The organism is Paenibacillus sp. FSL W8-0919 (assembly GCF_038003785.1).
GTDB classification, from domain to species: domain Bacteria; phylum Bacillota; class Bacilli; order Paenibacillales; family Paenibacillaceae; genus Paenibacillus_AQ; species Paenibacillus_AQ lactis.
The window spans coordinates 1228762-1240943 of sequence record NZ_JBBOPV010000001.1 but is presented as its reverse complement, the minus strand read 5'-3'; the positions used below and the strand labels follow the sequence as shown (position 1 = coordinate 1240943).

General features: G+C 48.2%; 16 protein-coding genes. 1 reads left to right on the top strand and 15 read right to left on the bottom strand.

Annotated elements, in window-relative coordinates:
* Nucleotides 1-967: 967 nt before the first annotated feature.
* The 3 genes from rpsR to rpsF are packed head-to-tail and all read right to left on the bottom strand — an operon-like array spanning nucleotide 968 to nucleotide 2070.
* Nucleotides 968-1240 (bottom strand): 30S ribosomal protein S18, encoded by a 273-nt coding sequence (gene rpsR / locus NST44_RS05390; RefSeq protein ID WP_006207333.1) that lies wholly within the window; start codon nucleotides 1238-1240, stop codon nucleotides 968-970.
* Between the two features lie 21 nt (nucleotides 1241-1261).
* Entirely contained in the window at nucleotides 1262-1738 is a 477-nt protein-coding gene (gene ssb, locus NST44_RS05385; RefSeq protein ID WP_007129213.1) for a single-stranded DNA-binding protein, read from the bottom strand.
* 47 nt (nucleotides 1739-1785) lie between these two features.
* The gene (gene rpsF / locus NST44_RS05380; protein ID WP_007129214.1) at nucleotides 1786-2070 is read right to left on the bottom strand and encodes a 30S ribosomal protein S6; all 285 of its coding nucleotides are present in this window, start codon (nucleotides 2068-2070) and stop codon (nucleotides 1786-1788) included.
* A 263-nt stretch (nucleotides 2071-2333) separates the two neighbouring features.
* Between rpsF and NST44_RS05375 the strand changes: the two genes are divergently transcribed.
* Nucleotides 2334-2528: a YjzC family protein gene (locus NST44_RS05375; RefSeq protein ID WP_028406519.1), complete on the top strand. Its 195-nt coding sequence runs from the start codon at nucleotides 2334-2336 to the stop codon at nucleotides 2526-2528.
* A gap of 1437 nt (nucleotides 2529-3965) precedes the next feature.
* Here NST44_RS05375 and NST44_RS05370 read toward each other — a convergent pair.
* From NST44_RS05370 to NST44_RS05315, 12 genes are all read right to left on the bottom strand, one after another.
* The gene (locus tag NST44_RS05370; protein WP_340898188.1) at nucleotides 3966-4439 is read right to left on the bottom strand and encodes a phBC6A51 family helix-turn-helix protein; all 474 of its coding nucleotides are present in this window, start codon (nucleotides 4437-4439) and stop codon (nucleotides 3966-3968) included.
* On the bottom strand, nucleotides 4432-5004 hold the full coding sequence (locus tag NST44_RS05365) for a hypothetical protein (RefSeq protein WP_340898187.1): 573 nt from the start codon (nucleotides 5002-5004) through the stop codon (nucleotides 4432-4434). Before NST44_RS05365 ends, NST44_RS05370 begins: the two co-directional genes overlap by 8 nt.
* Nucleotides 5005-5077: 73 nt before the next feature.
* Entirely contained in the window at nucleotides 5078-6247 is a 1170-nt protein-coding gene (locus NST44_RS05360) for a hypothetical protein (RefSeq protein WP_340898185.1), read from the bottom strand.
* A 17-nt stretch (nucleotides 6248-6264) separates the two neighbouring features.
* Nucleotides 6265-6702, bottom strand: a complete 438-nt coding sequence (locus tag NST44_RS05355) for a hypothetical protein (RefSeq protein ID WP_340898183.1) — start codon at nucleotides 6700-6702, stop codon at nucleotides 6265-6267.
* 35 nt (nucleotides 6703-6737) lie between these two features.
* Entirely contained in the window at nucleotides 6738-7193 is a 456-nt protein-coding gene (locus NST44_RS05350) for a hypothetical protein (RefSeq protein ID WP_340898180.1), read from the bottom strand.
* A 1-nt stretch (nucleotide 7194) separates the two neighbouring features.
* The gene (locus tag NST44_RS05345) at nucleotides 7195-7830 is read right to left on the bottom strand and encodes a hypothetical protein (RefSeq protein ID WP_340898178.1); all 636 of its coding nucleotides are present in this window, start codon (nucleotides 7828-7830) and stop codon (nucleotides 7195-7197) included.
* On the bottom strand, nucleotides 7823-8269 hold the full coding sequence (locus NST44_RS05340; protein WP_340898174.1) for a hypothetical protein: 447 nt from the start codon (nucleotides 8267-8269) through the stop codon (nucleotides 7823-7825). Before NST44_RS05340 ends, NST44_RS05345 begins: the two co-directional genes overlap by 8 nt.
* A complete protein-coding gene (locus tag NST44_RS05335) occupies nucleotides 8266-8595 on the bottom strand; it encodes a cold shock domain-containing protein (protein WP_340898172.1) in 330 nt (109 codons plus the stop codon). The genes NST44_RS05340 and NST44_RS05335 overlap by 4 nt, the downstream gene beginning before the upstream one ends.
* On the bottom strand, nucleotides 8592-8780 hold the full coding sequence (locus NST44_RS05330) for a hypothetical protein (protein ID WP_340898169.1): 189 nt from the start codon (nucleotides 8778-8780) through the stop codon (nucleotides 8592-8594). The genes NST44_RS05335 and NST44_RS05330 overlap by 4 nt, the downstream gene beginning before the upstream one ends.
* 558 nt (nucleotides 8781-9338) lie before the next feature.
* On the bottom strand, nucleotides 9339-9563 hold the full coding sequence (locus tag NST44_RS05325) for a helix-turn-helix domain-containing protein (protein WP_340898167.1): 225 nt from the start codon (nucleotides 9561-9563) through the stop codon (nucleotides 9339-9341).
* 82 nt (nucleotides 9564-9645) lie between these two features.
* On the bottom strand, nucleotides 9646-10581 hold the full coding sequence (locus tag NST44_RS05320; RefSeq protein WP_340898164.1) for a hypothetical protein: 936 nt from the start codon (nucleotides 10579-10581) through the stop codon (nucleotides 9646-9648).
* 12 nt (nucleotides 10582-10593) lie between these two features.
* Complete coding sequence (locus tag NST44_RS05315; protein WP_340898162.1) at nucleotides 10594-11799, bottom strand: hypothetical protein; 1206 nt, start codon at nucleotides 11797-11799, stop codon at nucleotides 10594-10596.
* Nucleotides 11800-12182 lie beyond the last annotated feature (383 nt).

The following is a 12182-nucleotide window of genomic DNA, read 5'->3' as shown; positions in this document are numbered from 1 at the left end:
TCCCTTTAGCATCTGGATAAATGAGGTTGAATATGCATCATTCGACGGTCGCTCCGTTTCTTCCATTTGATGTCCGATTGTATTCTAGGAGTGGACAGGTAATTTGAAGTCACCATTTGTAAATTTTATGGTAATTCTCATTTTACTTTCTTTTGAATAGAAGAATAACCAAAGGTACTTTTCATGTATACTCACAATAGACACCCTTATTCTTAAAACAGCCTTTGCAGGTTTGTGCTTCTTGTGCCTTCGATATAAGTTTCTCTAAATGAGGTGCCATTGTAATTGGCCATTTGGTTTTTCCATGCTCTATATTAGTACATATATAATAGAAGGAATTTTTTTAAAGACACAAAATAATCTCTGCATCTCACTACAAATCTTCAGCCATACGAAACCACCATTTGGGGAGGATGTATTTCACTCAATAGACACTGTCCTCTATCAATAGACACTATTTCATACTTTAAAACTGGAAAGCTTTAGTATACCCTCGCGTCACAAAAGCAATTCATGAAAATTATGTCTTCTCAGAGAAGACAAGATTCCTCCGAAAAGACATGCTGAACTTGTTCGGTATTCCTAATGCAGAATAAAATTATTTCATGATTGCGACGAATATTCCGGAAAAATGTCTAACTACTCAGAAGCATGATCGTGTTACAAGACGAACGAGTATCCGCAACGTCACTTGAATAGATGCAGGCCGTGATCGATCGGAGTCGAACATAACAAATACAAATACAAATACAAATAATAATACAGATAATACAAGTCTCTGTACGGTCATCCCTTCGTTCCAAGAATGCTGGCCCATTAAGCCTCGGCTTATCCCTGAGGACAAGGAGCCCAACTTAATCAACACAGAGGCATTATTTTGGGGGAGGTTCCGAGACAACAGCCGAATGGGTACCCGAACAAAAAAAGCGGCCCAGCCTATCAAGGCTGAACCGCTTCTGTAACCGAATTACTCGGTTGTGTATGGAAGCAATGCGATTTGACGGGAGCGTTTGATCGCAATCGTCAGAGCACGCTGATACTTCGCGCTGGTACCTGTTACACGACGAGGCAGAATTTTTCCGCGCTCGCTGATGAATTTCTTGAGCAGATCGGTATCTTTATAATCAATGTGAGTGATCTTGTTCACAGTGAAGAAACATACTTTACGACGCTTGTTGCGGCCGCCGCGGCGTGCCGGTCTTTTGTCGTTGTCTCCGCCTTCTCTTTGTTTAAAAGCCATGCGTTGTCAGTCCTTTCCGTATTAAAATGGCAAATCATCATCCGAAATATCGATCGGTTTTCCTTCATCGGAAAAAGGATCCTGATTGTTGCGCGAGAAGTTGTTGCCCCCGCGGTTTCCGCTGCCGCTTCCTCCGCCGAACGATGACTCCTCACGGTTTCCGCCGCCTCCGCCTTCACGGTTAGACTCCAAGAAACGAACATTATCGGCAATGACTTCGGTGACGTATACACGCTTACCTTCGTTATTCTCGTAATTCCGCACTTGAATGCGCCCTTCTACGGCCGTCAACCGGCCTTTACGCAGATAGTTGGCACAAGTCTCCGCAAGCTGTCTCCAGGTCACGACCGGAATGAAATCCGCCTCGCGCTCCCCGCCTTGTCCGGTAAACGGACGATCTACAGCAAGTGTAAATTGTGTGACAGCGACTCCTGAAGGCGTATATCTAAGCTCCGGGTCCCGAGTCAGTCGGCCAATCAAAATGACACGGTTCAACAATCCAATCCCCTCCTTTAGAACGAAATCAATTACAAAGACTTCTCGTATTAAGCAACGTCGTTCGTGATGAGATAACGAATAACTTCGTCAGAAATCTTCATGAGACGCTCAAGTTCTGCTACAACATCTGGTGTTGCGTTGAAGTTAACCAGAACGTAGACGCCATCACGGAATTTCTTGATCTCATACGCAAGGCGGCGCTTACCCATTACTTCGTGCTTCGTAATTTCTCCGCCGTTGGAGATGATGCCTTGGAATTTTTCGACTGCAGCTTGAACAGCTTCTTGTTCAATGTCAGGACGAATAATGTACATCACTTCATATTTGCGCATATATTTCCACCTCCTTATGGACTTCGGCCCCCAATCTTAGTTGAGAGCAAGGAGCGAGCCTAACTCGCACCATAATACTATACCAGAACGGATGATCGGATGCAAGTTTCTTTTCCCTTATCGCAGGCTGCTCCCTTTTCGGTTTTCTTGAGGTCTCTTCCCTATTTTTCCGTGCTTATCTCACTTTACCTGCCATGCATTCCGGCCTTCCGGCACATGCTAACAAATGCAGTCCATCCAATACGTTAAGGGAGGGTTCCATGATGGGAGAACAGACTGAATTCCGCGGAGGAGATAAGGCTCCGAACAACGGCATCTATATGGAAGTCGGTGTAAGAGACCACATAATGGGGATCGAGAATCCACGTCAGATCAAAATGGAAAAAGGCGACACATTCCCGGAAACGCAAAATGATGACCGAGTATGGCTGAATAAGCGCCGGGTTCAACCTAAGTAAACAAGTACATCCTGCCCCAAGCCCGCAAGTGGCTAATTCCACCGCTTGCGGGCATTTTTGTGCCAGCTTTGTTGACGAAATTATGGTGCAGCAGCTTAGTACAACAGCCAACTGCATTGCGCGCCTAGCCAAGAATGGAATAGGACCCGCTCAAATGTTGTTGATCCACTTGGTTTTTGGTACATTTTCCCATCCATGCAGATTTGCATAGGAATCCGTCTTCCTGCACATATTATCATCAGGCGGTGCATGAGAGAGGTGTGGTTCCGTTGGACGTTGCAGCTGAACGACGCAGAATGGTTTCTGATATTCACACGTATTGCAAGCGGAGGACATAAGCGAACTGGCTTGACCTGATGGACAAGTTTTAGCTGTTGTCGATGGTTTTGCAGCATGTGTTGATGAGATGAGGATTCCAAAATCACAAGCACCGCCTACCCAGAAGGAAGGACCCGTATGGGTCCTTCTTTTTTAATGCTGTTTGTGCCCATCCTGTCATGCTAAACATGGTTATTACCGTCCCTTCGTTCTGCCTGGTCTCAAAGCAAGGAACCTGAATCCGGAGTTATGGATCTCCAACTGGATTGGAATTAAACTCGGCATTGTACTCGGATCACGGCATTCGGAATTCGGTCTATCATAGGAATGGCAAATGGGCGTGATTCAGGAAATGTCTTAACGTGCCCTTTATCAAAAAAACACCCTCATCACGATCGGGAGACAATCCCTGTTCATGGTGAAGGTGTTCTGTTATGCAGTGATTCTTAGATCGCCTGCCTTATGTACCACTAATTCCTCTATATTCATAACAGCGGAGCTTGAATATAGTTGGTGGCGGAAAGGGTGGGATTCGAACCCACGCACGCCTTGCGACGCCTAGCTGATTTCGAGTCACATTTTCGTTAGTGTTTCCGTTATAGCTGGCGTTGTATCAACGTTCAGCTTACGGTCACATAACGGATTGATTCGGTCACATCTACGCTTATCGAATTAGTTTCTACTATTATATAGCGTATTCATGCCGCGAGCAAGTAGCGAAAACGGTAATAACTCGCGCGGCTTCAAATCGGACTCTCGACCCTCGTATATAAAAATAATTCGCGGAAATTGTGTAGGGTTGTTGGGCGGCATTGGAGGGGGTGGCTTGGGGGGTTCTGCTTCACCGTACTAAAGTATTCATCGATATTCACTCTGACACCTAGCTGATTGTTAATCATGTAGGTCAACGCAGGCAAATAAAAAAGCCCGCAAACCCTTGTGTATCAAGGATTCGCAGGCATGTGCCGCTATACTATCGCGTATGCATACGTCATACATCCGTTTATTCATCGTTATATGCACCGAATTATGCAGCGGATATTCAGGCGATGATTAGCGGCGACCCCCGATTTCTACCGTGCGCGTCCGCCAGGAGCGCGTCGTAGGTGAAACGCAGGTTTAGTCCGATATAGTCGCCCGTCCACCGCTCACCATTGCGTCAAGCTCGGCGATCTCGGCGCGGATCTCTTCGTCCGTCTTGCGTCTCGTCTCGATCGTTTCGCGCGTATCCTCTACGACTGTTCTATCCGTTAACAATCCGTATCTGCGCATGTACAGGTCGAGCGCCTTAACGCTAGGGATACCGTTCGCCCCACCGCGGATCGCCCGCATGAGCTGAACGTATACCTCCGATCGCATTGCGTCGAGTTGTCGTTCGGTCAGGTAATTTACGTATGCCGCGAATGCCTCCTGCGCCTTCCATTCGAATAGAGTCGAGCGTGCAATGCCGATCTCATCCGCTAATTCTTTCATCGTTCGTTTCTTTCCGTCTTCATTAAGCAGCTCGGCCCACTCGTTATTAACGATAAGCTGCGCCGCTCTCTGTTGTTGCGGTGTTAGTTGCGCTTCCAATGTTCTCCTTTGTTTACTCATATGATAACTCCTCCTCTTTTACTAGTGCGGCGGTTAGTGCTGCTTGAAATTCTGCTTCGTGATCGTACTTCCCTTTTACGTTTTCGCCGGTTGCTTTACGGTAATCGTAGGCCTCGCCCCTAATACCGCTATCTTTGATCATGAACCCGATACAATAATGGAGATTTCGGACCTCTTCTGTAGGAGAAACAGTATCCGTACTACCAGAATCTATCGCATCATTTATCCGTTTAATTGCCTCCAATGCGCTGTAAGCGCCCCAGCCATACATAGCACTAAAGAATCCCTTAGATTTCCCTAAAAGGTGGAAATACCCTTCATACTTTGTCAGCTTCTCAACATCAATACGCGTAAACTGACCCTGCGCCAGAAGGCTCGCGTACCGAATTACGATCGCCTTAAATGGCTCTAGCCGTTCAATTATTGCGTGAGATAACGCTATGTCTACGACTTTAGGTCGCGGCTTAGCTTCGGGCGGCAGTCCCTGTTCAATGCGGATCTGGCGCAATCGCTCTGTTAACTCGTCTATGCTTGAGCGGATTTGCTCGTTCGATTCGTATTTCATTCACATCCTCCTTTAAGTGAAACGGAACCACAGCGCAAGTGAATACGCCATGATTCCGCAAATAAATGTAAAGTTACCTCGGTCCTCCCGACGTAAATGTTCCGCCCCAATTCTGGTTAGCGCTGTTTCCGTGGTTATGCGTTGGTAACGTTACGGAATGTGTATGCGAGTTATAAGAACTTCGCAGTGAGTCTATTTGCGACTGCAATGACGATAGTGTTGCCGATAAACCGTACACATCTGATACGTTAATGCTAATGCCGCTAACCGTGCTGTTAAATCGAACTGGACCCGCGAATGTGGCCGCACCTTGTATTCGGATTGGATTCGCAGTATTATTCGAGCCGATAGTGATATCGTCACTAAATATCGTCAGGCCGCCGTTTTGATATGAATTGATCTCGCCGGCATAACTTCCGCTCGATCCGTTAAATACGATCGCCGCGACACCGGAATCAGATCCGGTATTTATGCGAATACGGTTTTGGCCGTTACCGTCGTAAGTGCGGAGGCCTTGCGCATCCACCTCGATTCTTCGGCCGCTTGACCCGGTACGAATAAGAGCGCCGGTTACGGTGCCACCCGTAAGACCAACGCTCATACGACTTTTCTCATCGGGCGTGATAATTGGCAATCGGACAGTTTCGCGCAATGGCTGACGCCCTAAATACTCGTTGCCGCGATAGCTCACTTCGAACAAATCTATTTCGCCGCCAATTTCGCCCCCGGAGAAGTGTTCGAAGATGGTTCGGATATAAGTACCGACATCCACTTCGTCATTCCAATTTTGCTGCGCATACTTTAAAACCTCATCACCTCTATAGCCACCCGTTATGATATGAATTCCTTCTGATGTTCCTCGTCGAGTTACCGGGTTAAATTGATTGGTTGGCATGAAGGTGTGCGATATAGTTCGGCCGTTTCCGTCGACTTTGAACATTACCGCATTCAGCTTGCTTGGATCCGCATTACTCTGCGCACTGGACATCTGACGGAAGTATTTTTTCAGTATCCGCTTAAATGTCGATATACTTTTGTTCTTTTCCAATTCAAACTCGCGTGCAATGGATACACACGAGACGCCGTCACCCGCCAAGAACACAGCCCACTCCCCGATGAGGTAGGTTTTTTGCATTGGTAAACTCCCGCGCAGCTTCTCACCGGTTAATAAGTTGAATGTTACTGCAGTATCCGATCCTATAATCATACGGTCTGGAAACTGTACACAAACACATAAACTCATTCAATTTCCTCCTAGAGTTAAATTTTGCATGTCAACGATACACCGCGCCTGGACGCATCATGCGCCAAATCAACCGTATCTGGAACGTATCGCGAAACTTGCAAATAATGGTTGACCTTCACCTTAACGTCCTGTGTCGCTGAGAAAACGTTAATAAGCCGCTCATAATAGCGCCACTGCTTGAAGTTCGGCACGTTCGACCGCATGACAAGCAGCTTTGTCTTGTCGTCAAGACATCGAAGAATATCCGAAGCAATAACCGGTATCGTTTGCCTAAACGATCGCGGCGCTCCTTCGTCATAATAGAGCGAGAGGACGTGGTATGGCTCGTAATATGGTCGGCCATCATCTGCAATCTTACGTTTTGATAACTCGACGCCAACTGCGATATGGCCTACTTCGCTCCGCATCATAAAGATATGTGCGAATGAAATCTCGTCCAGTCCGTAGTCCACTCCGCCACCTCCGTAATTAAAAAGAGCCGGCCCAATTAGGCCGACCCTCCTTCATATTTTCGTTTTATTTGCGTATAAAGACTCATCATCTGAGCGCTAGGGTTATGTCGAGCTAACCTATACGCCTCCTGTACGTCTGCGTTCGTCACCTTTTCGTCATTGACAAGAATGTTTCGCAACCGCTCACGGCCGATACGCCAGTCGATATGTGCTGTCTTCTTCGCGGCATGGTAATCGAGCCTATCGCGCAAAATGACGGCTCGTGCTTTGTCGGCCGGATCTCCGCTTTCTTCCGCCTTGGCTTCTAGTTCCGCGACGTACGACTCAGGCGGATGCTCTAAAAATTTAACGCCGGAATCTCCGTGGAATAATTCCGCAACAGTTTCCTTGTATCGGCGCTCAGCCATCGTATAAGCGGCGATTTTTTCAGGATGGCCGGCAGCCATTGTCTTCATTTCCTCTAGCTTGGCGAAGCTTGTATCGAGTTTCAAATTACTTCGCTCCCTTCTCGGTTGGTTTGCGCGCAATTCCGTTTGGCAATGCACGACGATCCTTAATCATGCGCATATCTGATGTTGATACGAGTGGTAGGTTGTATTCTTGCTCGATCGAATGGACGCCGTATGACATTCTCTGAAGGTGGTGGGAATCTCTTTGTTCAAGTTCTGCGACCTCCCGGCGTTGATGATCGTACTTGTCAATGAGGTTATAGTAATCCAGGAGTGCGTTATACATTTCGGTCCTGGCCGCGTCCATCCGTTCAACAATCGGCTTTAGTTCTTTCTCTCGGATAGCCGGAACGACTTTGTTGTTCCAGTCCATCGTCAGGTCCAACACGGTGATGCGGCCCTCTCGCGACTTCTCAGATGCGTACGCGAACGCAGCATCTCGGACACTCTTCGCCTCCTGTACGGCCCTTTCTGCGGATTCAATTTCCTTTGTGATCGCAGCACGTTCCGCAGCTACGTCTTCACCGTCAAACTCCCGAATGAGAATCCGCTGTTTTTCCGCGACAAGATCCGCGACCTTTTGCTCGGCCTCTCTTACCAGTCCATTGTGTTTGTTTCGTAGCTCGATAAAACGCGCGTCTTGCTGGTCATACTTCTCTTTCAGTTCCCATTTAATCATTCAAAAACACTCCTTTAATGTATTGAAAAAACCGGATGTACCACGGCTTCCGCGGCTCCGGATTCTCTTCGATTTCTTCGGTCGGCTTGTCTTCTTCCTTTTCAAGAAAAATGTCCTCAAGTATCGGGTATATCGGAGAGCCTGGCGATAACTGCCTATATAAACCGCTTAGTGAACTCGAAGGAACAAGCGTCACCTTTACGCCTGCTACAGGCAGAAACAACTTGAAAAGGGTCTCGCTGTCCGTTTCGATTTCGACGGTATCAACGTTGTGGAGGCGCATAGCATCAAGGACATTATCGATAATCGCGAGCTCCTCCACGCCGTCAATACCGCGAATTATCTGATCTGCGTGTGTCCCGGTTTCGTCGAAAAAGTTGATAGCAATAGCCTTAGAGGACCCTATCTCTTTAATGATGGCTTGGAATAGCGGTCTCATACGGGACTCACATTGACGGCAGTGGTCTTACCGCTGCGGATGTTTTGCTTCAAATCAAATCTGACGCGTGTACCCCGCTTTAATCCATCGGCATTCGGACTATCACTAACGTGAAAGAATATTTCTCTATCGTCGTCGTCAGGCGAGATGAATCCGAAGCCTCTCGCTTTAATTGGAGCCGCAATCGTTCCGGTAAACTCGCCACCTGTATTCGGATTCTTTGCGATTTGCCTTACCGTTGACTTACCGAGACTCGGACCGATCAACGAGTGGACTTCCGCCATCTCTTCTCCTTTAAGTCCGTCCCACACAATTCCGTTCTTCATTTCTTACCCCTCCGTTTTTTATTCTTTCCGGCAACAATCAGCGGCGCGAACCTGCGTATAAACTCTTCGGAAACCGCCTCGCCGTAATAAATCGTAAACTCGGATCCGTCTTCGTCTCGCAAGGTGACGAGTCTTCGATAATACTCAATGGGTTCGATTGATACGACCCGTATTTTCTTAGCCACTGACTGCCGCCCCCCCCCCATTTTCCGCGCTGTGACTTGCCTCGAATAGTAATTGGCCTACTCCGAAATAGGTGATCAGAAACCCCTTATCTGGCGCGGCTTTCAAACGCCTAAAGGTGGAATTATTGAGCAGCCTTACGTTGTTTCCGTAACCGGTCGGCTTGCCTCCGTCTTGACTTCGCGCATGTCGGGCAGAATCTTTGCCGGTTCGATTTCCGCGAAAAAGGCAGTCGGCATTCTTGACATTTGGCGCCAGGCTCAGCGTCGGACGAGAAATAAGCGTCTTCTAGCGCAGGATCAATCGGAAGCACTGAGCGTTCAAATTCCAGGCACCGCATATCACCGGCCTCAATGAACGGTAGCGCCTGCGCATCCGTGCGGAACCATTGGCAGCGCGATTGTCCGTTGGGTTCGAAGCGGCATCCGTCAGTACCGGTGAAGGCGGCGCAGTGATTGCGGGCTAACGTTTGGATTCGTTTCAAGCAGTCGCTCATTATTACACTCCTTTATTAACGCGGTGAATGACTAAAGTTTTTGGGCAAAAATAAAAGCGCCGTGTTAAAGCGCCAGTTTTTCGGATTCTTTCGCGCGTTCGATCGCTTCGACAATATCCGGACCAGTGCCGAACGTCTGAGCGATTTTAACACGCAGATTTCTTGTTACGCCTCGCCGCCCGTTCTCGACATCGGAAATGAGCGATTGACTGACGCGCAGCTTATTGGCGAAGTCCGCTTGTGTCATGCCGAGCATAATCCGGATTCCTCTAACTGCTATTCCGTTCATAATGGCAAACCTCCCTATAAATTTGATTTAACGCAATAAGTCCAAAATAAACATTCGGGAACGTACGTTCCCTCTCTCACTATTATGTGTGGATGTACGGGGTATTAAGCCGATCTCCGAACTTCATCCGCAGATATCTCGCCACGACTTCCGGCCGTCTCTTTTTAGTGGTGACAGGTCCGCTCTCACCTTTTTCGGAAGGACGGTAAGGCTTAAAATGCGATGATACTTGTTTACTGTCCATCGTTACTCCTTGCGGCTTCTTCCGCCCTCCTCTGCTCTTTGCCCGAGCCTTCCGATCGATACTATCATCCGTATAGCACCGTTCTGGGAACCGATTAACGTGGTACAACTCGTATGGGCTATAGAATGGATACTCATGTTGTTGACGCTCGCGGTCTCTTATTCTTCGGTCATCTCCATCATTTCTAAGACGGCGTATACGAAGCATATCAGACCAACGTGAGCATCGCGGACCGCAGCGCTTAGCGTTTCTTGCGGGACTAGTGTCGATGAAATAACTCCGGCAGCTTTCGCACACTTTGCGTCTTTCTAATAATGCCGGAGTAAGCAGATTCATCTCTATTTCCTGGTACGCCCGAGCTGCTCCACCTAACGGAGGATACTCGAGGCTATGCTCATCCGTCTCCTCCCGAAAGCGGTCACGTAGCAAATAACCGTCAGCCAAGTCGTCCGCGAGTAAAAAATCCGTCAGCAACTCAACCGCATGAATCTCGCTTTGAGACGGCTTTCCGTTGGTAGTGTGCCCGTACGCAAGCGGCAGGATGTCCAATACAGCGCGTATCCGGTGAGGCAGCGAAATTTTGGCGTTCTCTTCGTAATACCGCTTGCGCGTGTTCGGAAGGGACGCGCGGATCGCGGCAAGCAATTCGGTGCTGTGGAGAGACCGAAAATGTTCGTCGAACTTGCTGTGAACATACTGCTCGATTGGAGTGGTAATTAACGTCATTTCAGAAACCGTGGTATTTTCTCGAGTTAACTGTCTTGCTGCTTCCATTGAATTTCCCCCTTAAATTTCGTATTTACTCCACGCGATTAGCAGCGAACGCATTCGGCTCGATGGAATGTATAGCCTTATCGGTTCCCCTTTACGGATACGCGACCGCCATACCCATTGAAGCAAGTCGGATACCGCCAATAGGTCTTGATTAATCGGGATCCCCCTATCTTGAAAAAACGCGCTCTCATACGGATGCATGTATCGATTAAACACGTACGCGAGCGCCCATCGATCCGCATACTCATTCGTCGCCCTCGCGTTACAATGAAGGAAAGACTTCGTATACCCCTTTCCGCTTAGTCGGCTTCGATAATCCTTTTTCGTCGTCCACAGGATTTCGTGACTGGCTGCGCCGCAAATGTTACGGAAGAAGTTGTTAAGATTTCGTTTGATCTGCACGAAGACATCAGGCTCGTAAAAACTGAATCGCCGGCTACTAAATGCATGAGTCATGTCGCCAACTGCGTTCATCGGCCCCTCGTATATATCGATCAAGCGGATAACGTCCTCTCGTCTTTCATTTTCGTGGCAGTAATCCGCCAACACATAACGCCCCCCCTCCGCTTTCTCAACGGACTTGTACTCGTAACTGATTCCGTGAAGATCGTAATAGTAACGCTGTAGTTGTCCGTCAAAAAGATACGTCATGACGATGACGCGATTGAAAGCGTTAAAGATCGCCGGCGGGAACGTCCATATAAAGAAGTTATCCCGATGACAAAAGAGATTGCCGGCCTTAGCGAGATACTTAATATCGTTGAAGCGCGTCTCAGTTATCCCTTCGTCGGCCCATATGACGCGGTTGTCTACCACTTTTATTCGTTCCGACTTCAATAGCGTCTGAATGTCGGCGCGGCTTATGTTTACCGCCTCGATCACGTCCATTACTTCGTCAAGTATAAGCGTGTAACCAGCCCCGGTAAGTAGTTCGGTCAGCTCCTCGTCCGCAGTCTGAAAGAGCGAATGGGTTGCCGCGATATCGTCACCAGCCGCAATGCTGGCCTTGAGACTATGCATCTTCTTCCGCGCGTGATTCCGATTGTTTGGTTCAATGAACCGGCGCGAGGTTACCGCCCCTTTAATCCGCGAGATTTCATCCAGATATGGCGTGATGTAGATAAAGCGCTCATTTGCCGGCGCCTCGTTAATGTGCTGGATCGCCCAGGACGTTTTGCCGCTCCCCATAATCGAATCAATTACCGTTACTTGCGTCATATATGACCGCCTCCTCTATAGTTTTAGCGCCGCTACTCCATAACGTGGTCATTCGTGTGTCTGCGTTAAAGACTGGCGCGCCATCTATGATATTGCCTACATGAATAACTGCCTTGAGCTTGCTTCGTGAGTTTGCGCAATAGATATATCCTTCTGTGACTTCTGTCGCGATAGAATTTGATAATGTCCGGGGACGCGGTAGCGGACTCGGAACGACGGGCGCTCTTTCCCGGAGTTAAGGGCTTTCGTCACTTCGTTCCTCACCTCCGCGATAAAAGCAATCGCGTCGGAACGGTTATCACAAAAAAGTGCTAAACGTGTCTGAAAAGCCGCGTCGTTATTGGGTTTTCTCGCGTTTTCCTTAAAGAAACGTAGTAAAAAGT